The following is a 21,240-nucleotide window of genomic DNA, read 5'->3' on the forward strand; positions in this document are numbered from 1 at the left end:
GCGCTCTCAGCCCGGCCGGTTGGGTAACGTAGCAGTTGTGAAGATTGCTACCTGGAATGTGAACTCCATCCGTGCCCGTGCCGACCGCCTGGAACAATGGCTGCTGCGCTCCGACGTCGACGTCGTTGCCATCCAGGAGACCAAGGCGACGGACGAGAACTTTCCGTGGGACCTCTTCGAGAAGAACGGCTACGAGGTTGCCCACTTCGGGCTGAACCAGTGGAACGGCGTCGCCATCGCCTCCCGCGTCGGGCTCGAGGATGTCGAGCGCACGTTCCTGGACCAGCCGCACTTCGGCAAGACCGAGGACGCGGTCCATGCCGAGGCCCGGGCCATAGCGGCAACCTGCGGCGGCATCCGGGTCTGGAGCCTCTACGTGCCCAACGGCCGCGCCATCGGCGATCCGCACATGCCGTACAAGCTCAAGTGGCTGGACGTGCTCCGGAGCAACGCGGCCGGCTGGCTGCAGGCGGACCCGGAGGCCCGGATCGTCCTGGCCGGCGACTGGAACATCGCACCGCGGGACGAAGATGTCTGGGACATCGACCTGTTCCGGCGGGAAGGCTACACGCACGTCACCGAGCCGGAGCGGGCCGCCTTCCACGCCTTCGAAGAGGCCGGGTTCGTTGACGTCGTCCGTCCCTTCCACCCGGGTCCGGGCGTCTACACCTACTGGGACTACACCCAGCTGCGCTTCCCGAAGAAGCAGGGCATGCGCATCGACTTCCTGCTGGCTTCCCCGGCCCTGGCCAACCGCGTCTCCGGCGCCCTGATCGATCGGGAGGAACGCAAGGGCAAGGGCGCTTCCGACCATGCGCCGGTGATCGTGGAGCTGGACTAGCGATGGCCAGCTTCCCGTACGTCTCCTATCTGCGGGTCTTCGAACCGCTCGACGCGTTCGCCGATGAGCAGCAGGTGCTCATCATGGACCAGCGCAACCGGGACCGCAATGACACGGAGGAGCTGGACCGCGGGCTGTCGCTGGGCCGGATCACCCGGACGGTGTCCGATCCGTTCCCGCACAGCAGCGACGACTTGGTCAGGGTGCTGCACTACCCCTCGCCCGAAGGCCTGACCACCCCGTACTACTGCCCGAACCAGCTGGCCGTCCGCAGCACGCTGGCCGCCGAATCCATCTCGCACAGCCTGCACAATCCGCTGCTCGGCCTGCTGCTGCCCGAGGCCGCGCGGGACGCGCAGCAGCAGCGGCTGGACCCGGACAGCTTCGCCGACTCGCTGGCGAAGCTGCACACCCGCAGCAGCACCTGGGGCATCCCCTTCGGCTGGTTCGTCCTCTTCCGCGAGGATGACCACACCGAGGTCGTGGAGGGCAAGCACGGTATCGAGACGGTCCGCATCAGCGCGCCCCTGAGCCAGTGCATCGACCGGGCCCGCTACGCCGCGGCGTCGCTGGCGGTCGCCGCCCCGGGGCTGGACCTGCTCGACGAGCTGACCGAGATCACCGAGTGGATGCAGACCTTCACGCTGACGGGCATGCTCGAACTCGATTACGGGCGCGTCGCGGACCTGGTCTATCCGGACGAGTCGCCCGGAGACGTCCAGGCCGGGATCGAATCGCTGGCCGAAGGGGACATGACGGGCGCCGCCGCGGCCTACCGCCGGCTGGCCACCCGCTGGATCAAGATCCGGCAGCTGGCCCGCGCCTCCTGACCGGCGCCCGCCTCCCCTCCCCGGCGCCTGTCGGAGCAGGCCAATTACGACGCCGGGGCTCCCCCGGGTGCCGCGTCCGCGGCTTTGCGTTCCAAGGTTTCCCGTGCGCGGTCGTTCCTGGCGAGCGCCGCCGCGGCGGCGAACTCGGCGCGTGCTTCTTCCGTCCGCCCGAGCCGGGCCAGGAGCTCTCCCCGCACGCTGGGCAGCAGATGGGACCCGCGCAATGCCCCTTCGGCCGTGAGCCGGTCCGCGAGGGCCAGCCCCGCCGCCGGCCCGGCAGCCATCGACACCGCCACGGCCCGGTTGAGCTCCACCACCGGGCTCGGCGCCAGCCGCCCGAGCGCCTCGTAGAGCAGTACGATGCGTGGCCAGTCCGTCTCATCGAAGCGCGGCGCCGTCGCATGGCATTCGGCGATGGCCGCCTGGAGCGCGTAGTTGCCGCGTCCCCGGCCCAGCGAGTCGGCCCGCGCCAGCCTGTCCCGGCCGCGCCGGATCTGGGCCTGGTCCCAGCGGCTGCGATCCTGGTCAGCCAGCAGGACCGGCGCGCCTCCCGGCCCGAGGCGCGCGCCGAACCGCGAGGCCTGGAACTCCATCAGGGCCACCAGCGCGTGGGCCTCGGGTTCGTGCGGAACCAGCCCTGCGAGGACGCGGCCGATCCTCAGCGCCTCGCTGGCGAGGTCCGGGCGGAACCATTTGTCGCCCGAGGTAGCGGCATAGCCCTCGGTGAACAGCAGGTACACCACGGCCAGGACCGCTTTGAGCCGCTCCCCCCACTCATTCGGTTCTGGGGTTTCGAACGGGATCCGGGCGGCGGCGAGCGTCTTCTTGGCCCGCACGATCCGCTGCTGGACTGTGGGCACGGAGACGAGGAAGAGCCGCGCGATGTCCTCGGTGCTCAGGCCGCCGACGATGCGCAGGGTCAGGGCCAGCTGCCCCTCGCGCGAGAGGACGGGATGGCAGGAGATGAACACGAGCCGCAGCACGTCGTCGTCCACCGGCTGCCACTCGGCCTCCACATTTTCCGGCAGGCCGCGGACCAGCTCGCGGTAATGCTCGTCGAGCCGCTCGGCCCGGCGCCAGGCATCGATGGCCTTGCGCTTGGCGACGGCCGTAAGCCAGGCACCTGGGTTGGACGGAACCCCCGCTGCCGGCCACTGCGCCAGCGCGTCGGCCACCGCCTCCTGCGCGAGGTCCTCGGCCAGCCCGACGTCGCGGGTGGCGCGGGCCAGCGTGGCGACGATTCGGGCGCCCTCGATGCGCCAAAGCGCGTCGAGGCGGCGCCGGATCGCTTCGGCCGCAGACGTTCCCGGCATGGCCATCCCCGCAGGCTCCGGCGGACCTAGCCGTTCCCGGCGCGGAGCTGCGCTTCCTCCTCGCGCCAGCCTTCTTCCTTCTTGATGTACTCGTTCTCGGCGAAGTCCGCGAAGTCTTCGGCCTCCGTAACGCGCCGGACCTCCAGCTTGACCCCCGGTCCCAGCGGGCAGCGGCTGGCCCATTCGATGGCCTCCTCCTTGGAAGAGACCTGGATGATCCAGAAACCGTTGAACAGCTCGTGGGTTTCGCCGTAAGGCCCGTCGGAAATGACCGGCGGTTCCTCGGAGAAGTCGACGACGAAGTTCGCGTCCTCGGACACGTCGGCCAGGCCTTCGCCGGCCAGCATGACGCCCGCCTTGATGAGCGACTCGTTGTAGGCGCCCATCTTGTTGATCATCTCCTCGAACGGAATGTCCTTGGAGGCGGCGAGGGCTTCGTCGGTGCTGCGCATGATGAGCATGTATTTCATGGTTCTCTCCTTGCTGGACGAGGGAGCCGGAGTGCGTCCCTCTACTATGGCGTCGAACGGGCGGATCGGAAATCGACAGGACCGACGAATAATTTTCGGGCGGCCGTTTCCTCGCCGTGGAGGGTCGGACCCGGCCGGTCGAACCCGGGCGCGCCGGCGGGCGGGCCGGTGGAGCGACGGACCACCAGCCGATGGGGCTGCCACGGCGGATTGGCCTGGGCGGGATGGCCTCGCAGTTCGGCCAGCAGCAGTCCGGCCGCACAGCTCCCCTGTTCGCGCGGGTCCTGCCGCACCGTGGTCAGGCCGAGCGGTCCGGCGAAGTCATGGTCGTCGATCCCGATGACCGACAGTTCCTCCGGAACCCGCACGCCAAGCTCCTGCGCGGCCGCCAGCACGCCGAAGGCCATTTCGTCCGAAGAGGCGAACACCGCCGTCGGCCGCTCCCCCGGCGCGCCCAGCAGCCGTTCCGCCGCTTCCTTCGCCGCGCCGAACCGGAAATCGCCGAAGACCATCCACTCCGGCCGGACCGGCAGTCCGTGGCGGGCAAGGCTGCGGCGGAAGGCCGCCTCCCGCCGTGCCGGCACGGAGAAATGCACTCCGTGGCCGTCGCCGCCCGCCAGGTAGGCGATCTTCCGGTGCCCCAGGGAGACCAGATGATCCACCGCGTCCCCGGCCGCGGCGGAGTCGTCGATGCTCACATTCCGCAGTCCCTCCACGTAGCCGCCCACCGTGAGGCTCGGGTAGTCCAGCTGCTGCAGCGCCGCCAGCTCCTCCGGCGTCAGCTCCATGCACATGACCAGCAGCCCGTCGATGCGCTTGCGCAGCATCGAGCGGTGGAAGACCCGTTCGCGGTTCCGGCCGCTACCGCCGAGGCTGAACACCACGAGGTCGTAGCCGGCCGCGCGCAGGGCGCGGTCCACTCCCTCCAGTGCGGCCGCGAAATACCACTCGTCGATCCGCGGCAGCAGCACGCCCAGGGCCATCGTCCGGCCCGAGGCCAGGTGCGCCGCGGACGACGACGGCACGTACCCCAGCTCCTCCGCGGCGGCGAGCACGCGGTCCCGGGTGGCTGCGGATACGCCGGGCAGCCCGCGCAAAGCACGGGAGACCGTGGCGGTCGATACCCCCAAAGCCCGGGCGACGCCGTCGATCCCGGTGCCGGTCACCCCTTGAGGCCACCCGCCAGCAGGCCGCGGACAAAGTAGCGCTGGAGCCCGAAGAACACCGCGAGCGGGATGATCATCGAGATGAAGGCTCCGGCCGTCAGGCGGTGCCACTCGTTGCCGCGGGTTCCGGTGAGCTCGGCCAGCCGCTGCGTGATCGGGGCGACGTCGGCCGTCCCGCCGGAGAACACCAGGGCCACCAGCAGGTCGTTCCAGACCCAGAGGAACTGGAAGATCCCGAAGGACGCGATCGCCGGCACGGACAGCGGCAGGATGATGCGCCAGAAGATCGTCGCGTGCCCGGCACCGTCCACCCGCGCGGCCTCGATGACTTCGTTGGGGATCTCGGAAATGAAGTTGTGGAGCAGGAAGATCGCCAGCGGCAGTGCGAAGATGGTGTGCGCGATCCAGAGCTGGGCGTAGGAACCGGCCGGCAGCAGCTGGAACTCGCCGATCTTGAGGTTGATAAACAGCGAGAGCAGCGGGATCAGCGCCATCTGCAGCGGGACGATCTGGAGCGCGAAAACGAAGATGAACAGAGTGTCTTTGCCGCGGAACCTGCCCCAGGCGAAGATGTAGGCCGCCATGGAGGCGATGACCAGCGGAAAGATGGTCGCCGGGATCACGATGGCCAGCGAGTTGATGAAGTACTGCCCGAGGTTGGGCGAGGAACTGCGCCCGGACGCGAGCACGTCCGCATAGTTCGCCAGGGTGAACTGGAAATCTCCGAGGAAGGTCCACCAGCCGCTGTCCTGGATGCTGTCCTCCGGCCGGAACGATGAGACCAGGAGGCCGAAAGTCGGGATCGTCCAGAGCGTGGCGATGATGATCGCCGCCGCCGTGGCGCCGCGCGAGGTCAGGCGCTGCTTTACCCGCCGGGGCAGCGGCGGACGCGGCGCTTCGACGGCCTCCTCCGTGATGGTCGCGGTAGCCGCGGCCGGGTCTGCTGGAATGGCGCTCATCGGATTTCCCTCTGCTTCTTCAGCTGCCGGGCGTTGTAGACCACCACGGGCAGCACCATCAGGAACAGCACCAGCGCCAGCGCGGCACCCCTGCCGGGCTCGTCGGCGCGGAAGGCCTGGGTGTACATCTCATTGGCAATCACGGAGGTCTCGAAGTTGCCGGCCGTCATGGTCCGCACGATGTCGAAGACCTTCAGCGTGCCGATGGTGATCGTCGTGACGACGACGATCAGTGCCCCGCGGATTGACGGAACGGTGATGCTGCGGAACTGCTGCCACGGGCTCGCGCCGTCCAGGCGGGCGGCCTCCACGATCTCCATCGGAATTCCCTTGATGGCCGCGGACAGGATGACCATGGCAAAACCGGTCTGGATCCAAATCATCACCGCGATCAGGAAGAACGTGTTTTCCGGCGCGTCGAGCAGGAACTGCTTGGGTTCGCCGCCGACCCAGACGAGCAGCTGGTTCAGCAGGCCGATCTGGTCCTGCTCGCCCCCGCGGTAGGCGTACACGAACCGCCAGATCACGCCGGCGCCGACCATCGAGATGGCCATCGGCATGAACACCAGCGCCTTGAGCGCCTTTTCCCCGCGTGCCCGGTCGATGAAGACTGCGTACGCGAGCCCTACCGCCGTCGACAGCAGCGGCACCAGCACCACCCACAGCAGGGTGTTGCGCAGGGTGACCAGCGCCTCGGGCTGGGTGAACATCCAGGCGAAGTTGTCCAGGCCGTTCGGTTCCCCGCTGCTGTTCGTGAAGGCCAGCAGCGTGGTCTGCACGGCCGGGCCTACCAGCCCGACGGCCAGCAGCACCGCCGCCGGGGCCAGGAACCCGATGATGGTGGCCTTGTCCCGGAAGGACTTCGGCGCGCGGTCCACCAGCAGCATGATCAGGCCGATGACGGCGGCAAAGACGGCCAGCGCGACGCCGACCTGGACGAACTTCTCGCCAAAGTCTTCCATGGGGCAACCTCCTTGGTGCCGGCAGCTAACGACGGCGGGGGCCGGCCCGGTCCCGCACGGGAACCGGACCCGCCGCACCGGTCAGCGGCTACTCTTTGGGCCAGCTGGATTCGATCGAGTCCAGCACCTGTTCGGTGGAGGCGCCGTTGATCCATTCGACGATGCCGCCCCAGAAGGAGTTGGCGCCGACGGCGCCGGGCATCAGGTCGGAGGCATCGAACCGGAAGACGGTGTTCTCGTCCTGCAGCAGCTCGATCGACTGCTTGTCCAGCGGGTTCTGCGCCAGCGAGGCGTCCAGGCCCTTGTTCGCGCTGATCGCCGCGCCCTGCCGGACCCGGTTGTTGGCGAAGTCGGCGGAGGCCATGTACTGCTGGAAGGCCTTCACCTCGTCGCGGTCCGCATAGGCGGCCACGAACTCGCCGCCGCCGGTGATTGCGCCGGCCCCTTCCTCCTGGCCCGGCGTGATGAACGCCCACACGTCGCCGTCCTCGGCCACGTTGGTGCCGTCCGGCCAGTTGGCCGCCTGGAACGTGGCCTGGTGGTGCATCGCGCAGCTGCCGTCGAGGACAGGCTGGCCGCCCTCTTCCACTGTGGTGGACAGGATGGAGCGGGTGTCGCCGAAGCCGCCGTTGACGTAGTCCTCGTTCTTCACGATGGAACCGACGGTGTCGAACGCCTTCGCGATCTGCGGGTCGTTGAACGGAATCTCGTGGCTGATCCACTGGTCGTAGACCTCCGGGCCTGCCTGCCGCAGCACCACGTCCTCGATCCAGTCGGTGCCCGCCCAGCCGGTGGCCTCGCCGGCCTCGAATCCGGCGCACCAGGGCTTCATGCTGCCCTCGTCGGCGATGGTCTTGGTCAGGGCCATCATCTCGTCCCAGGTCTTGGGAACCTCCCAGCCCTTCTCCTTGAAGGTGGCCGGCACGTACCAGATGTAGCCCTTGACGCTGGCCAGCATCGGCGCAGCGTAGAAGGTACCGTCCACGGTGCCGTAGCTCTTCCAGTCCTCGGACCAGTTCTCGTCGACGAGCGCTTCGACCTCGGCCGGTGCGGGCTTCAGGTAGCCGGCCTTGGCATGCTGGGCCAGCAGGCCCGGCTGCGGAACGATCGCGATGTCCGGTGGATTGCCGGCCTTTGCGCGCACGCCGATCTGCGTCTCGAATTCGTTGGATCCCTCGTAGACCACGTCGATGCCGGTGCAGCCCTCGAAGTCGACCCAGGAGTCTTCCAGCCGCTCGGCCTCCAGGTCCGTGATGGTCGAGTAGACGCTGACCTCCTTGGAGTCGAAGGTCCCGTAGCTCTCGTAGGCGGCGCAGTCCGCGGCGGCCTCGCTGCCGCCTTGGCCTTCGTCGGATCCGCTGCCGGCGCAGGCGGAGAGGGCCAGCGTGAGCGCGCTGACCGCGGCCAGCGGCAGGACCCCCCTCTTGGTGCGAGAAATTCCCATGGTGTTCCCCCTTGGTCAGGCAGCCCGGGGTCCGCGCAGGACGCACCCGGGCCACCAGTTAGGCATCGAGTAGCGCTAACGTAAACGTTTACGCTCGCCGCCGACAAGGGGCCCGCCAAGCCTGTGGACATTCGATACACAATCGTGACCGTAATCACAACATCGATTCAGCACAGGGCTTCGGCCAGGAAATACCGGCCGGCGGAAGCTCAGTGCACGCGGTCCCCGCGGCCGAGCCGGGTGCGCGCGCTGGCGCCGATGCTGACCACCACAGGGATCTGCCGCCCGAGCACCAGTTCCAGCGCCTCGATCTGGTCGGAGATCTGCTCGGCCAGGACCTGCGGCGCCGCGCCCTTGCGCGCCAGCACCTTCACCCTAAGGCCGGGCATGCCGCGGTATTCGTAGGTCGCGACCGTCGCGTGCACAATGTCGGTCCGCTCGGCCAGGGCGCCCCGGAGCGCCTGCTCCGCCAGGGCCCCGCTCAGGGCCACCGAGCCGGGACCGCCGTCGTCGACGTCGTCCGCGGCCAAGGTGCTGGCGCGGCCCCTGCCTTGCTGCGCAATCCACACGATCATCCCGAGCATGACCAGCAGCGTCGCCAAGGCGAGGACAATCCAGAGCCAGCTATCGCGCTGGCCCGGCAGGGTGGTGGCGGCCAGGACACTCTCGACGGCGGCACCAGCCCGTTCCGTGGTGCTCCGCCACCAACCGGACAGCCCGGGCACGGCCGCGAGGGCGAGGGCCAGGCCGCCTGCGAGCGCCAGCGCGAGGCCGATCACCGCCAGCAGGATCCGGTTGAGCGTCCGCGGGGTCTGGTTCACTGGCCCACCACCCCCGAGCTGGAGACGTGGACCCGGACCTCGGGCACCGGCTCGATCCGGGTCCGGAGCAGTTCGTCCTCGACCACGCCCTGCACCAGGGCTTCGTCGACGGGCATCCCGGAGGTTGGCCGCAGCTGCACCTCCACCAGGTTCCGGGAGACGGTGACCAGGACCTGTTCGCGCGAGACGTTGGCCGCGGCACGGGCGCGCCGGGCCAGGGAGGAGGCGATGACCTCGTTGTCGGCCACCACGATCCCGCGCCGGCTGGGAATCCGGTGCCGGGGCAGCCGTCCCGGCAGCACCGCCTTGAGGAAAAAGACCAGCCCGACGAACAGGAGCAGGAGCCCGGACGCACCGAGGATGAGCGGCGGAACATTCCCGGGCAGCTGGTGGACCCACGCCGCGGCGTCCCGGGGATCCACCAGCCAGTACCGCTGCCCGATGGCCTTGAGCAGTGCCTCCAGCAGGAGAACCAGGCAGAGGCCGGCCACCAGCACCGCTGCGACGATGGATGCGGCCGCCCGCGAGCTGTGCAGTTCGCGGGCGGTGATCCGGTCCCGGAACCGTTCCGGGGCGGCTTCCTCCTGCGGCACGTCTTCGTGGTGGATCTGCGTCACCGTACCCGCCCTCCATCCTGGACCCTGGCTCCGGTCACGCGGATGTCCACGCGGCTCAGGGCCGAGCCGGTCAGCTCCGCAATCCGGGCGAGGATCTCGCCCCTGGCGGCATGCACGCGCTCCCAGACCGAGCCGCCGAAACGGTCGACCAGGTGCGGGTCGCGCAGCACGCGGTTGAGCGACGGAATGCCGATCGGCAGAGCCAGCGACAGGGCCAGGGCACCGTGGTCATCGCGCCAGACGGCGCGGACCAGGTCGGGTGCGATCCCCAGCACGTCCGAGGCCACACCCTGGGCGGTACTGGTGAGCGCCTGGGTGCTGACCCGGTTGTGGCCGGAGAACGTCGTCCTGCGGCCGGTGTCCGCGGCGGTCATGAAGAGGAACGGCGTCCGGTCAGCGCATCCCGTACGCTGCGCAGGTCCAGTTTGCCCTCGGCCACCCGGCCGAGCAGGCCGCCGATGAGCAGGAACACGGCCATCAGCAGGAAGCCCCAGAAGCCGTAGACCAGTGCGGCCCAGGCCAGGGCCGCGCCCGCGGCCATTCCGATTGCGGTGTAGCTCATGGCTGGCTTGCCTCCCGTACGGGCCTATCAGTCACCGACCGGGCGTCCCCGAGCCCGGGCACGTGGACGTCGTTGATTTCAACATTGACCTCGATGACATCCAGCCCGACAAATTCCTCCACGGCCGCATAGACCGCGGCCCGAACCCTGTTGGCCAGCTGCTGCAGCGGCACCCCGTACACCGCCACCAGGTTGATGTCCACGGCCACCTGGGTCTGGCCGACCTCGACGCGGACCCCCTGCCCGATGTCGCTGCCGCCGACCGCGTCCCGCAGCGCGCTGAGGGCGCGCGCCGTACCGGAGCCGAGAGCGTAGACTCCCTGGACGTTGCGGGCGGCCACGGCGGCAACCTTCGCGACCGCGGTCTCGGAGATGGTGGTCCGGCCGGGGGCCGCCGGCACGGCCGCATCGAGGGAGCCATCGACGCCGGGAACCGGCTCGGGGGCAACGGCCGAGGCTGCTGCAGCGGCCGTCGCCCCGGTGCGTTCCGGGACTGCCGGGGTGGCCGGGCCCGTCGGCCCCATGGGGTTGGCGCCGCCCACGGCCGGACGGTAAGCCGGCGGTGCCCCCGCCGGAAGCTTCCGGTCCTCCATCTGGTCTCCCCTTCGCCTGGCGGGATACGAAGCGCCCGCGAGTGTCGTCTGCTGCAAGCCTAATGCCAATGTACGACGGCGGCGGGCGGCCTCAGAAGTCGCAGTGGGTATCCAGCCAGTCGTCCAGGGGTTCGAGCGCGTCCTGGAACGCCTCGTAGTCAAATTCTTCCAGCTTGTCGTGCTTGCCGATTTCGGCCCGCACCTCGCCCAGCGGCTCGCGCAGTTCCGCCGGCGCGTCCTTCGCCAGGTCGCGGACTTCGGCTTCCAGGTCCTGCAGCTGCTTTTCATCCACGCCGGAGAACAGGTTCAGTGGTGCAAGGGTGATCACCGCGACGCCGCCGGCGAGTGCCGCGCACGCCTCGGTGGCCGACTTGTACGCACCCCACTGCTTACCGTCATTCTTGGCCGGAACCCCGGTCGCTGCGTTCGCTGTTCCGCCGCCGGGCTGCAGGCCCTGTCCCTCCGGCAGCACCGACTCCAGGTTCGGATCCGGCGTTCCGGTCGACTGCGGCGCCTGGCTTGCCACCTCGCCCGCACTCGTGTTCTCCGCTCCGGTGCACGCAGACAGGGCCAGCGTTCCGGCCGCGGCCAGCGCTACCGCGGCAATCGAGAGGGGGCGGTTCAGGCGCGATTTCCCCGAATGTTCCCTTTCCACCACCCCAACAGGCTACTGCCGAAGGCTGGGAACTACATGGGAACGTTTCAGTCTGGATTGCGCGAAAGGCGGCAGGCTAGGCACGAAAAAGCTCCCCGCCTCGATGAGGCGGGGAGCTTTCCAAAGTGTGGCTCCGACCGGCGTCGATCCGGTGACCTTTCGATTTTCAGTCGAACGCTCTACCAACTGAGCTACAGAGCCTGGGAACATCTGCCGATGATCACCGAGGTTTCCGAACCCGCGTCCGGAAACCTTCAGCGACCCTGACGGGACTTGAACCCGCGACCTCCGCCGTGACAGGGCGGCGCGCTAACCAACTGCGCTACAGGGCCTCGTTTTTACAAGCAACCATCCTATCAGGCTTTCGGAGCGGTTTTTACCACTTCCTCTGCCGGAGCCGGATGGCTTCCTGCGTACCCCCAACGGGATTCGAACCCGTGCCGCCGCCGTGAAAGGGCGGTGTCCTAGGCCGCTAGACGATGGGGGCTTCTAGGACCACATTGGCGTTTCCCGCTGTGGACTCTAAAACTATAGGGCCTACTGGAGCAAAATGCCAAAACGGGCAAAAATGCGGCTGCGGGGCGGCCGGTAGAGTCGTGAATGTGCCCATCGATATGCCCCTGCCGGAATTCGAGGATGCCGTCAACGACGCGATTGACCGCATCCCGGAAGAGATCGCGCGCGAGATGACGAACGTGGGCATCTTCGTCGAAGAGGAGTACGAGCCGCAGGCCTGGGAGGACCCGGACACGGAGCTCCTGGGCCTCTACGAGGGAACGCCGCTGACCGAGCGGGACCACTGGTGGGAGGCCGGCTCGCTGCCGGACCGGATCACCGTCTTCCGCGGCCCGATCCTGCGGATGTGCGAATCGCGGGACGAGGTCGTCCACGAGGTCCTGGTCACCGTGATCCACGAGGTGGCGCACCACTTCGGCATCGCGGATGAGCGGCTGCACGAACTGGGCTGGGGCTGACGATGGGACACGGACACAGCCACGGCATCCACGGGCATGCCCACGGCACGGCCACGGGGCGGCACCGCCGCAAACTCATCTGGGTCGTCTGCATCACCCTCGGCGTGGTCGTGGTCCAGGTGGCCGGCGCCCTGGTCTCCGGCTCCTTGGCGCTGCTGGCCGATGCGGGCCACATGCTTTCCGATGCAGCGGGCGTCTTCATCGCGCTGATGGCGGCCTGGATCGCCACCCAGCCGCCGACGGACAAACGCACCTACGGCTACCAGCGGGCCGAGGTCCTGGCCGCGCTGCTCAACGCCGTGGTGCTGGTGGTGATCGCCGTCGTTATTTTCACCGAAGCGATCCGGCGGCTGGGCCAGACGCCGGAGATCCACACCGGAACGATGCTGCTCGCGGCGGGCGCCGGCGCGGTGGCGAACCTGGTCTGCCTGCTGATCCTGCAGGGCGGCCAAAAGGAGAGCCTCAATGTCCGGGGCGCCTATCTGGAGGTGCTTGGAGACCTGCTCGGCTCGGTGGCTGTGATCGCCGCCGGCGTGGTGATTGTGGTGACCGGCTTCACCCAGGCGGACACCATTGCTTCCGTGCTGATTGCGGTGCTGATCCTGCCGCGGGCGTGGAGCCTGCTGCGGGACGTGGTGAACGTGCTGCTCGAAGCCACCCCGAAAAACGTGGACGTGGCACAGGTCCGCGAGCACATCATGTCCGCCGACGGCGTAGTCGACGTCCACGACATCCACATCTGGACGATCACCTCCGGCGTCCCGGTCTTCTCGGCGCATGTCGTGGTCGAGGACGAAACGCTGCACGCCGAAGGCATAGACCACGTGCTGGACCGGCTGTCGGCCTGCCTGGGCAGCCATTTCGACACCGACCACTGCACCTTCCAGGTCGAGCCTGTCTCGCACGCCGACCACGAGCTGCGCCACCACGACTAGGCTGCCGCCTGCCAACCGGCCGGGCCCCGACGATCGGCCCGTCGGCCCCTTCCCCATCCGGCCCGTGTGGCACGCTTTCGGCTGGCCGGAACCCACGCCGTTCCCCCACTGACCTGACGGCGCGATCCTCGACACGCCGGAACAAATGCGACAAAAGCACACAGACGTTATTTAGGGTGCCAGTGGGACGATTGTTGCCAATGTGACAGTTGATGCATATCCTCGGAGAGTTGTGAATGCAGCCCGGCTCTCCGCCAGCGCCCCGGGGCGCGGCCCGGCCGGTCCGGTTCCGTAACCGTCGGCTCCTTTGGGGGAGCGCGTGCATTCCACGCTCGCGTAAGGACTTTGATGAGGCGCTCTTCCCGCACGCCGCGCTCCGCCCGGCGACGTACGACGATGGTGCGCGGCGCCACCGCGCTGGCGTCCGCCGTCGTGATCCTCGCCGCCGCCCAATTGCCCGCAGCGGTGGCGGCCCCCGCCGGCCGGCTCCCGATGGTCTCGACCGCGGACCTGAGCATTCCGCAGCAGCCATCAGTGCCAAGCGCACGCGAGATCGACGCGGCGAAGGGCGATGCCAAGGCCACCCAGGCACTGGTCGACCGGATCGAGGAACAGCTTCGGACCGCTACCGCCGACCTCGAGTCGGCGCGCTTCGAGGCCACCGAACTGCAGAACACCTACAGCGTTGCCCTGCTCGAGCAGCAGGAGCGCCAGGATGAACTCGCCGACGCCCGCGGGAAGGCCCGGCAGGCCGCCGAATACTTTGAATCCGTGAAGGGCCAGGTCGGCCAGCTGGCCGGCGAGCTTTACCGCAACGGCGGGGTCAATCCCGTGATGACTTCGCTCCTGGACAGCAGCAACGCCGACGACGTGCTGTACCGGGCCTCCACCATGGACGCCCTGGCCGCGAACCGGACGCAGACCCTGGACTCCGCAGCACAGGCGGCATCGCTTTGGGCGGAGTGGGAGCTCTATGTCTCCCGCGCGGAGGAGGCCGCCGACGACGCTTCCGCGGCGGCCAGCGCCGCAGAATCCAGCGCCAAGGCGGCCAGTGATGCCCAGGCGGGTCTGGTGACACGGCAGGAGGACCAGCGCCGGGGCCTGCTGGAGCATCTGGCCGAGTTGCGCGAAACCAGCGTCAAGGAAGAGGACCGCCGGATTGCGGCGCTGGAAGACGCCGAGCGCGAACGGAAGCTGCAGGCGCTGATCGAGGAGTCCGAGCGGCAGGCCGCAGCGGCCCCTCAGGCACCGGCGTCCGCGGCGCAGCCTGCTGCGCCTGCCGCTGCCCCGGCAGCCGTGGTTCCCGCCAGCCGGGACATCACGCCCGCGCAGACGGCGCCCTCGCGTCCGGCTGCCGCGCCCGCACCCGCACGTTCAGCTCCCGCCGCTCCCGCGCGGCCGGCCAGGCCCGCGGGGCAGCCGAGCTCACGGCCCGCTCCCCCGCCGGCTCCGCCCGCACCGGAGCCGGAACCTGCTCCAGCACCTGCCCCTGCCCCCACGCCCAAGCCCGTTGTGGCGCCGAAGCCGGCCCCCGCGCCGGCCCCGAACTATTCACTGGCGCAGACGGCGATCAACTTCGCCGTCGGCAAGGCCAACAACAAGAAATCCTTCTATCAGTGGGCGGGAAACGGCCCGTGGGGCTTCGACTGCTCCGGGCTGACCCAGCAGGCCTTCGGCGCCGCCGGCCAGTGGATTCCGCGCACGGCGACGGCCCAGTACGCGCAGGCACCGCATAAGGTGCCGCTGTCCCAGCTGCAGGCCGGCGACCTGGTCTTTTGGGGCACGGAGGGCAACTTCTGGCACGTGGCCATCTATCTCGGCGATGGCCAGGTAGTGCACGCGATGAACCCGGATGACGGCCTGCGGGTCACGTCGATCGGCTACATGTACGGGACGCTGCACACGTTCGGCGCGCGCTGGAGCTAGGGCTTCCGCTGGCCCGGCCCGCAGATGCCCCGGCTTCCGCGGAGGCCCCGGCTTCCGGGGTCAGCCCTCGTCCGGCAGCGAGCCGAAGTTCTTGCGGTCCTCCAGCCGAGGATCGTACACGTCCGGGACGACCATGACCGGACCGCGGGCGTGGTGGAGCACTCCCTGGCTGGTTGAGCCGAGCAACATGCCGGCGAAGCCGCCGCGGCCGCGCGTGCCCATAACCAGCAGTTCGACCTTGCCGGTGGCTTCGATCAGCAGTTCCACCGGCGCCCCGTCCTGGACTTCGCCGGTTATCCGCAGGCCCGGGAAATGGCTGGAGAGCCAGGCGACGCCCGCATCCAGCTGCGCCTTGATGTCTGCGTAGAGGGCCTCGCGGTCCAGCGGCGCCGGCACCCAGGCCAGCGATCCGGTGAACGGCGGCAGCGCGCAGACAACCCGCAGCGGCAGGCCCCAGCGTGAGGCCTGCTCGGCCGCCACGAGGGTAGCCGCGCGGGCCTGCTCCGAACCGTCGACGCCGACCAGCACTACCCTCTCGACGTCCTCCGGACGAACCGGAATGTCCTTGGTTTTGGGCGGTTCGATGTCCACGCCCTCGAGCCGGGAGGCGCAGGACAGCGGGATCGTCACGGACGGACACTTGGCGTGGGCGGGGACGGCGCTACTGACGGAACCCAGCAGGCGGCCCATGAATCCGCCGCGGCCGCGGGTGCCCACGACCACGAGTTCGGCCTGCTCGGACAGTTCGAGCAGCACGCCGGCCGCGTCCCCCGTCTCGACGCTGCCGAGGACCTCGACGTCCATTCCCTTGACCCTGGCCACGGCCTGCTCGAGCACCGCCTCCGCGCCTTCCCGGATGACGGCGTCGTCGAGTGTCGCATAGCCGGCATCCATGCTGGAGGCGGCGAAGACGGGCACGGTGTAGGCGGTGACGACATGAAGCGGCACGCGGCGCTGGCGGGCCTCGCGGGCGGCCCAGGCGAGGGCGCAGTAACTCTGGTCCGAACCGTCTACCCCGACCACGATTCCTCGGCGTTCCAGGCTGCTGCGGGCACCACGGGATGTTGCTTCTGTCATTGCTTCCGCCTCCCTCGAGTATGGGCAATGGCTGCGTCGCCAAGTACCTTCAGCTTACTGCCGCGGACACGGTCTTCCCACGTCCCGCCACGGTTGGGAAGACCGCGGGGACGTTGTACGGTATTTGCTGTGTCTGCAGCAGAAGCACCCATCGAGTCCACCACCACGGTGGTCATAGGAGCCGGGCTGCCCGGGCTCGCCGTCGCCAGTGAACTTAGCCGCCACGGGATTCCGTCGGTCGTGCTCGAGGGGATGGAACGGGCTCCCCGCCGGCGGGCCGGTGTACGCGACACGGCCGCCGCCACCGAACGCTCCGACCTTCTCCGCCTGCTGCGCGGCTACGCCTCCAGCCACGCCCTCGACGTGCGGCACAGCACGTCGGCCCGGACCGTCAAGCGCGGCGGCGCCGGCAACCAGTGGATGGTCCAGACGGAACTGGGCGTGCTGCGGGCCGACTCGCTGGTCATTACGGACTGCCCGCAGAACCAGGTGCGCCGCTTCCTGCGCGGCGCCGGTATCTCCTCGGGGCGGGACATCGTAGCCTCGCTCAAGGCGCTCGGTATCTATCTGGTGGGCGTGACGGAACTGCTCGCGCCGAGCACTCGGGAGATCATCCGGCAGGCCAAGGTGGTCAGCGACTCTATCGCCGGCGGCCGCCTGCTGCTGGCCTGAGCCGCGCTACTCCTCGCCGCGGCCCAGGCGGCGCTTCGCCATCACGCCGATAACTACAGCGAGCACCACCAGCACGGCGGCCATGACGACCACGCTCCATGGCACGGACTGGCCGGCTACCTCGGTGCCCGGTTCCTCGGCCTGGTTGGCTTCGCCCGTCTCCAGCGGCTGCGGCGTTCCCGCTCCGGCGCCCGGGGCCGTCGAGGCGCCGGGCGTGCTGCCCGCGCCGACGGTGAACCCGAAGGTTCCCTCGATCGGATGCGAGTCGGAGGAGACCACGCGCCAGTTGACGGTGTAGCTGCCGGCGGGGGCGCCGTCCTTGACCGGCTGGGTGACGCGCTTGTCCTGGATCTGCACGTCGCCATCTGCCCAGTCGGTGCCGGCACTGTCCATGACCTGCACCACGGAGCCCAGGGCGACGGGAACTCCCGTGAAGTCGAGCGTGACCTCTTCCGGCATCTTGTCCAGCTTTTCGCCCTGCTCCGGGGCGTGGCCCGCCAGTTCATCGTGCGCCTGCGCGGCGGCAGCGGGAAAAAGCACGACGGCGGCAGCCAGGAGCGCTGCCAGCAGGTACCGGGCGGCAGCGGGAATACTCTTCATCACGCCTCCACCCTACGACGAGGGTTAAGATTCAGGGGAACTTCCAACCCCCAACCACTGTGAAGGAACACCTCCGATGCCCCTACAGGGAACGGTGCGCCACAGGTCAGGCGTACCCGCCAAGATCGACCACTACTTCGAGATCACCCGGCGGGGCTCCAACTTCTCCCGCGAAATCCGCGGCGGTCTCGCCACCTTCTTCGCCATGAGCTACATCGTGGTGCTGAACCCGCTGATCCTCGGCGGCGCTGACGGCAACGGCGACGAGCTCGGCGGAGCCCGGGTCGCCGCGGTCACCGCGCTGGTGGCCGGCGTGCTCACCATCATCATGGGCGTCTGGTCCAAGTACCCCTTCGCGCTGGCCACCGGTTTGGGCGTCAACGCGTTCATCGCCGTGACCGTGGCGAGCAACCCGGGACTGGGCTGGCCTGACGTGATGGGGCTCGTCGTGCTCTCCGGCATCACCATGTTCATCCTCGTGCTCACCGGCTTCCGGACGGCGGTGTTCAAGGCCGTCCCGGCGAGCCTGAAAACGGCCATCGTGGTGGGTATCGGCATGTTCATCGCGCTGATCGGGCTCGTCAATGCCGGCTTCGTGCGCCGCATTCCGGACGTCGCCGGCACCACCGTCCCGGTCGGCCTGGGCTTCGACGGCAAGCTGGTGGGCTGGCCGACGCTGGTGTTCGTGTTCGGCCTGGCGCTGACTATCGCCCTCGTGGTGCGCAAGGTCAAGGGCGCCATCCTGATCGGCATCGTGGCCTCCACCATCTTCGCGCTGATCGTGGAGGCCGTCGCGCATCCGGGATCGCAGGGCGAGGGCGTGCCGACCGGCTGGTCCCTGGTCACGCCGAGCCTGCCGGAATGGACCACACCGGACCTGACACTCATCGGGCAGGTGAGCCTCTTCGGCGCCTTCGGCAATCTCGGCATCACCGCCGCCAGCCTGCTGGCCTTCGCGATCCTGCTCAGCATCTTCTTCGACGCCATGGGAACCATGGTGGGCCTGGCGAACGAGGCGGGGTTGACCGACAAGGACGGCAATCTTCCGCGCGTGGACCGGGTGCTGCTGGTGGACGCGGCCGGCGCGATCGCCGGCGGCGGGGCCTCCGTCTCCTCGAACCAGATCTACGTCGAATCCGGCGCGGGCATCGGCGAGGGGGCACGCACCGGGCTGGCCAGCGTCGTGACCGGGCTGCTCTTCGTCATCGCGATGTTCTTCACCCCGCTGATCTACCTGGTGCCCTTCGAGGCCGTGGCGCCGGCCCTCGTCGTCGTTGGTTTCATGATGGTGAGCCAGGTCGGCAAGATCGACTGGACGGACTGGGGCGTGGCGATTCCGTCCTTCCTGACGTTCACGCTCATGCCGTTCACCTATTCGATCGCGAACGGGCTGGGCGCCGGGTTCGTCGCCTATGTGCTGATCCGGGCGGTCCAGGGACGCGCCAGGCAGGTCCATCCGCTCATGTGGGGCGTCGCCGCGGCGTTTGTGCTGTACTTCGGCATCGGGCCGATCGAGCAGGCGCTGGGGATGATCTAGTACCGATCCAGTACGGCCGGGTTAAAGACCGGAGCCGGGAGCTGAGCCTAACTTGGGGGGATTAGGCTGATAGCTCCCGGCCTCCGGCACCGGACCAGGTCCGGTTAGCATGCACAGTCGCTCCAGCCACCATCCATAGTGTCGAAGCCGATTTTGTCCTGTGCTGCCTCCGAAGAGCGCTCCCGTTAGGGAACGCGTTCGGGCCTAATGACGGCCATTTCCGACCGTTTGTTCTAAATCATAGCCACACTTCCCACGTGCTGCTATCTACCCCGGTGAAACGATTCTAAGTCGCGGGCGACGGCGGGGTCCAGTCTTCGAGCACTATTGACCCCTGAGCAAAACCGGCCACGTCATCTTCCTGCCACAGGGTCGCCGGGACGGCTCCGCCCAGCAGCCGGCGGACCAGCTGCGGATCCTGTCCCAGCGGGACGTCGCTGCCGGCGATGATGACGTTTCCGTAGCGCCGGCCCTTGAGCATCGGCGGGTCCGCAATGATGACCCGGTGCGGGAAGACCCGGCCGATCGTCGCCGCCTCGGCGCGGGCCAGCTGCAGCGTGGGGGCATCCCCGCAGTTGACCAGATAGACCCCGCCCGGGGCCAGGACCCGCCTGGCCGCCTCGGTGAACTGCAGCGTGGTCAGCGGTTCCGGCGTGCGGCTTCCGGCGAACACGTCCCGGATGATCAGGTCGCGGCTTCCGGGGCTGAGGGTTTCGGTGACCTCGCGGGCTTCTCCCACCCGGATGCGCACCAGCGGAGCCTTCGGAATGTCGAACCAGCGGCGCACCAGCTCCGCGAGCTTCGCATCGATTTCGACGACGACCTGCCGGGCCTGCGGGTAGCGCGCGGCGAGGTAGCGGGCCATCGAGCAGGCGCCGCCGCCAAGGTGCAGGGCGCGCAGCGGCACCTCCCGGTCCCACGTGGACTCGACCAGCGCGGCGATCCACCGCATGTACTCGAAGTCGAGCCGCTCGGGTTCGCCGATGACGATGTGCGAGGACTGGACGCCGTTGATTTTCAGCAGCCAGGCATCGCCCCCGTCGAAGTCCCGGACCAGTTCGGCCGTGCCGGAGGAGATGTCGTAGCGGCCCTCCACCGGCCCCTCGGCGCCCGGGGCCTCGCGCTGCCGGCGCCGCGGGGCCGGCCGGGCGGGTGCTATTTCACCCGGGCGAGAGCGAAGCCGTCCCACCCCTTGGACCCGAGGGTCTGCACCGCCGTAGCCTCCAGCCGTTCGTCGGAGCCGAGCAGTTCCAGAGCGGCCCGCGTCCCGCGCACGGCCGCCGCGTCGTCGTCGTTCCCCTGGCCGCTGTCCAGCACGCCGCCGCCGCGGACCACGTTGTCCAGCACGATCAGGCTGCCCGGCCGGGTGAGCTTGAGCGCCCACTCGACGTAGTTGGCGTTGTTCACCTTGTCCGCGTCGATGAAGACCAGGTCGAAGGGGCCGGCCCCGTCCGCCGCGAGCCGGGGCAGCGTGTCCAGCGCAGCGCCCACTTGGATGCTGACCTTGGCGGCCAGGCCGGCGCGCTCCAGGTTCTTCTGCGCCACCTCCGCGTGCTTCGGCTCGAACTCGCAGGTGATGATCTCGCCGTCCTCCGGCAGGCCTCGGGCCAGCCAGGTGGTGCTGTACGCGCCGAGCGTGCCGATCTCCAGCACCTTGCGCGCCCCGGACAGCTTGGCCAGCAGCATCAGCAGCTTTCCCTGCGGGGCGGAGACCTCGATCTGCGGCAGGCCGCCCTCTGCGCTGGCCTCCTTGGCCGCCGCCAGGACGGCGTCCTCGCCCACCAGCGTGTCCGTCAGGAAGCGGTCCACCGCCAGCCAGTTGTCCTCCGTCAGGCTCACTTGCCCTCCCGCCTTTCGAGTGCCGCTTCCAGGCGTTCCACCTTGCCGGTGAGTTCGCCGTAGTAGCCGGGCCGGATGTCCGCCTTCAGCACCAGCGAAACCCGTTCCCCATAGTGGCCCGCGGCTTCCGTGGCGCGCCGCACCACGTCCATCACCTCGTCCCACTCGCCCTCGATCGTGGTGAACATGGAATCCGTCTGGTTGGGCAGGCCGGATTCGCGGACCACCTTCACAGCAGCAGCCACCGCGTCATGCACTGAAGCGTTGGCCGGCACGGGACCGGTGGCGGGCGGACCGGACGGGGCGACTGAGAAGGCTACAAGCATGTGCCCAGTCTGGCATAGGGCCCGCGCGGGGCAACAGGTTTGCCTACACGGTCCGTCACATCGTGCAGGATGGTCTTGGCACCTGCCGCGCACCGGCACCGTTCCCTCATAGGAGGCCGCT

The 21,240-nt window shown here is 68.9% G+C and carries 24 protein-coding genes and 3 tRNA genes; 7 read left to right on the forward strand and 20 right to left on the reverse strand.

Annotated elements, in window-relative coordinates:
• Nucleotides 1-37 precede the first annotated feature (37 nt).
• Nucleotides 38-841: an exodeoxyribonuclease III gene (locus AHIS1636_RS12530; RefSeq protein WP_264796169.1), complete on the forward strand. Its 804-nt coding sequence runs from the start codon at nt 38-40 to the stop codon at nt 839-841.
• Between the two features lie 2 nt (nt 842-843).
• Nucleotides 844-1,671 carry a DUF8083 family protein gene (locus tag AHIS1636_RS12535; RefSeq protein WP_264796170.1) on the forward strand — a complete coding sequence of 276 codons (828 nt, stop codon included), beginning with the start codon at nt 844-846 and terminating at the stop codon, nt 1,669-1,671.
• A 44-nt stretch (nt 1,672-1,715) separates the two neighbouring features.
• Here AHIS1636_RS12535 and AHIS1636_RS12540 read toward each other — a convergent pair whose 3' ends face one another.
• The 15 genes from AHIS1636_RS12540 to AHIS1636_RS12610 all read right to left on the reverse strand — a co-directional run bounded on the left by AHIS1636_RS12540 (nt 1,716) and on the right by AHIS1636_RS12610 (nt 11,720).
• The gene (locus AHIS1636_RS12540; RefSeq protein ID WP_264796171.1) at nt 1,716-2,984 is read right to left on the reverse strand and encodes an RNA polymerase sigma factor; all 1,269 of its coding nucleotides are present in this window, start codon (nt 2,982-2,984) and stop codon (nt 1,716-1,718) included.
• Nucleotides 2,985-3,010: 26 nt separating this feature from the next.
• On the reverse strand, nt 3,011-3,454 hold the full coding sequence (locus AHIS1636_RS12545) for a YciI family protein (RefSeq protein WP_264796172.1): 444 nt from the start codon (nt 3,452-3,454) through the stop codon (nt 3,011-3,013).
• 44 nt (nt 3,455-3,498) lie between these two features.
• Complete coding sequence (locus tag AHIS1636_RS12550) at nt 3,499-4,620, reverse strand: LacI family DNA-binding transcriptional regulator (RefSeq protein ID WP_264796173.1); 1,122 nt, start codon at nt 4,618-4,620, stop codon at nt 3,499-3,501.
• A complete protein-coding gene (locus AHIS1636_RS12555; protein WP_264796174.1) occupies nt 4,617-5,579 on the reverse strand; it encodes a carbohydrate ABC transporter permease in 963 nt (320 codons plus the stop codon). The genes AHIS1636_RS12550 and AHIS1636_RS12555 overlap by 4 nt, the downstream gene beginning before the upstream one ends.
• Complete coding sequence (locus tag AHIS1636_RS12560; RefSeq protein ID WP_264796175.1) at nt 5,576-6,541, reverse strand: carbohydrate ABC transporter permease; 966 nt, start codon at nt 6,539-6,541, stop codon at nt 5,576-5,578. Before AHIS1636_RS12560 ends, AHIS1636_RS12555 begins: the two co-directional genes overlap by 4 nt.
• 88 nt (nt 6,542-6,629) lie before the next feature.
• Complete coding sequence (locus tag AHIS1636_RS12565) at nt 6,630-7,985, reverse strand: ABC transporter substrate-binding protein (protein ID WP_264796176.1); 1,356 nt, start codon at nt 7,983-7,985, stop codon at nt 6,630-6,632.
• A 209-nt stretch (nt 7,986-8,194) separates the two neighbouring features.
• Nucleotides 8,195-8,806: a hypothetical protein gene (locus AHIS1636_RS12570; RefSeq protein WP_264796177.1), complete on the reverse strand. Its 612-nt coding sequence runs from the start codon at nt 8,804-8,806 to the stop codon at nt 8,195-8,197.
• The gene (locus tag AHIS1636_RS12575) at nt 8,803-9,423 is read right to left on the reverse strand and encodes a hypothetical protein (RefSeq protein ID WP_264796178.1); all 621 of its coding nucleotides are present in this window, start codon (nt 9,421-9,423) and stop codon (nt 8,803-8,805) included. Before AHIS1636_RS12575 ends, AHIS1636_RS12570 begins: the two co-directional genes overlap by 4 nt.
• The gene (locus AHIS1636_RS12580) at nt 9,420-9,797 is read right to left on the reverse strand and encodes a hypothetical protein (RefSeq protein ID WP_264796179.1); all 378 of its coding nucleotides are present in this window, start codon (nt 9,795-9,797) and stop codon (nt 9,420-9,422) included. The genes AHIS1636_RS12575 and AHIS1636_RS12580 overlap by 4 nt, the downstream gene beginning before the upstream one ends.
• Nucleotides 9,794-9,985, reverse strand: coding sequence for a DUF2273 domain-containing protein (locus AHIS1636_RS12585; protein ID WP_262107706.1), 192 nt, complete (start codon nt 9,983-9,985; stop codon nt 9,794-9,796). The genes AHIS1636_RS12580 and AHIS1636_RS12585 overlap by 4 nt, the downstream gene beginning before the upstream one ends.
• On the reverse strand, nt 9,982-10,509 hold the full coding sequence (locus AHIS1636_RS12590) for an Asp23/Gls24 family envelope stress response protein (protein ID WP_373875842.1): 528 nt from the start codon (nt 10,507-10,509) through the stop codon (nt 9,982-9,984). The genes AHIS1636_RS12585 and AHIS1636_RS12590 overlap by 4 nt, the downstream gene beginning before the upstream one ends.
• A gap of 160 nt (nt 10,510-10,669) precedes the next feature.
• Nucleotides 10,670-11,236 (reverse strand): hypothetical protein, encoded by a 567-nt coding sequence (locus tag AHIS1636_RS12595; RefSeq protein ID WP_264796181.1) that lies wholly within the window; start codon nt 11,234-11,236, stop codon nt 10,670-10,672.
• 125 nt (nt 11,237-11,361) lie between these two features.
• Nucleotides 11,362-11,434, reverse strand: a tRNA-Phe gene (locus AHIS1636_RS12600).
• Between the two features lie 57 nt (nt 11,435-11,491).
• Nucleotides 11,492-11,565 (reverse strand) — tRNA-Asp (locus AHIS1636_RS12605).
• Nucleotides 11,566-11,647: 82 nt separating this feature from the next.
• Nucleotides 11,648-11,720 (reverse strand) — tRNA-Glu (locus tag AHIS1636_RS12610).
• 127 nt (nt 11,721-11,847) lie between these two features.
• Between AHIS1636_RS12610 and AHIS1636_RS12615 the strand changes: the two genes are divergently transcribed.
• The 3 genes from AHIS1636_RS12615 (at nt 11,848) to AHIS1636_RS12625 (ending at nt 15,068) form a co-directional block, all read left to right on the forward strand.
• Entirely contained in the window at nt 11,848-12,207 is a 360-nt protein-coding gene (locus AHIS1636_RS12615; protein WP_264796241.1) for a metallopeptidase family protein, read from the forward strand.
• Between the two features lie 2 nt (nt 12,208-12,209).
• Nucleotides 12,210-13,142: a cation diffusion facilitator family transporter gene (locus AHIS1636_RS12620; protein ID WP_264796182.1), complete on the forward strand. Its 933-nt coding sequence runs from the start codon at nt 12,210-12,212 to the stop codon at nt 13,140-13,142.
• A 348-nt stretch (nt 13,143-13,490) separates the two neighbouring features.
• On the forward strand, nt 13,491-15,068 hold the full coding sequence (locus tag AHIS1636_RS12625) for a C40 family peptidase (RefSeq protein WP_264796183.1): 1,578 nt from the start codon (nt 13,491-13,493) through the stop codon (nt 15,066-15,068).
• A 60-nt stretch (nt 15,069-15,128) separates the two neighbouring features.
• Here the strand turns inward: AHIS1636_RS12625 and AHIS1636_RS12630 are convergent, their stop codons facing one another.
• Nucleotides 15,129-16,145 carry a universal stress protein gene (locus tag AHIS1636_RS12630; protein WP_264796184.1) on the reverse strand — a complete coding sequence of 339 codons (1,017 nt, stop codon included), beginning with the start codon at nt 16,143-16,145 and terminating at the stop codon, nt 15,129-15,131.
• Between the two features lie 129 nt (nt 16,146-16,274).
• Between AHIS1636_RS12630 and AHIS1636_RS12635 the strand changes: the two genes are divergently transcribed.
• Nucleotides 16,275-16,817 carry an FAD-dependent monooxygenase gene (locus AHIS1636_RS12635; RefSeq protein WP_264796185.1) on the forward strand — a complete coding sequence of 181 codons (543 nt, stop codon included), beginning with the start codon at nt 16,275-16,277 and terminating at the stop codon, nt 16,815-16,817.
• A 6-nt stretch (nt 16,818-16,823) separates the two neighbouring features.
• Here AHIS1636_RS12635 and AHIS1636_RS12640 read toward each other — a convergent pair whose 3' ends face one another.
• The gene (locus tag AHIS1636_RS12640) at nt 16,824-17,417 is read right to left on the reverse strand and encodes a copper resistance CopC family protein (RefSeq protein ID WP_264796186.1); all 594 of its coding nucleotides are present in this window, start codon (nt 17,415-17,417) and stop codon (nt 16,824-16,826) included.
• A gap of 76 nt (nt 17,418-17,493) precedes the next feature.
• Between AHIS1636_RS12640 and AHIS1636_RS12645 the strand changes: the two genes are divergently transcribed.
• Entirely contained in the window at nt 17,494-18,954 is a 1,461-nt protein-coding gene (locus tag AHIS1636_RS12645; protein WP_264796187.1) for an NCS2 family permease, read from the forward strand.
• A 286-nt stretch (nt 18,955-19,240) separates the two neighbouring features.
• Here the strand turns inward: AHIS1636_RS12645 and AHIS1636_RS12650 are convergent, their stop codons facing one another.
• Genes AHIS1636_RS12650 through AHIS1636_RS12660 form a run of 3 tightly spaced genes read right to left on the reverse strand, consistent with a single transcriptional unit; the run spans nt 19,241 to nt 21,119 of the window.
• Nucleotides 19,241-20,113: a spermidine synthase gene (locus AHIS1636_RS12650; RefSeq protein ID WP_264796242.1), complete on the reverse strand. Its 873-nt coding sequence runs from the start codon at nt 20,111-20,113 to the stop codon at nt 19,241-19,243.
• Entirely contained in the window at nt 20,110-20,793 is a 684-nt protein-coding gene (locus AHIS1636_RS12655) for an O-methyltransferase (protein ID WP_264796188.1), read from the reverse strand. Before AHIS1636_RS12655 ends, AHIS1636_RS12650 begins: the two co-directional genes overlap by 4 nt.
• Nucleotides 20,790-21,119: a thiamine-binding protein gene (locus tag AHIS1636_RS12660; RefSeq protein ID WP_264796189.1), complete on the reverse strand. Its 330-nt coding sequence runs from the start codon at nt 21,117-21,119 to the stop codon at nt 20,790-20,792. Before AHIS1636_RS12660 ends, AHIS1636_RS12655 begins: the two co-directional genes overlap by 4 nt.
• Between the last annotated feature and the right edge of the window lie 121 nt (nt 21,120-21,240).

This window comes from Arthrobacter mangrovi, from assembly GCF_026011795.1.
Lineage (GTDB): Bacteria > Actinomycetota > Actinomycetes > Actinomycetales > Micrococcaceae > Crystallibacter > Crystallibacter mangrovi.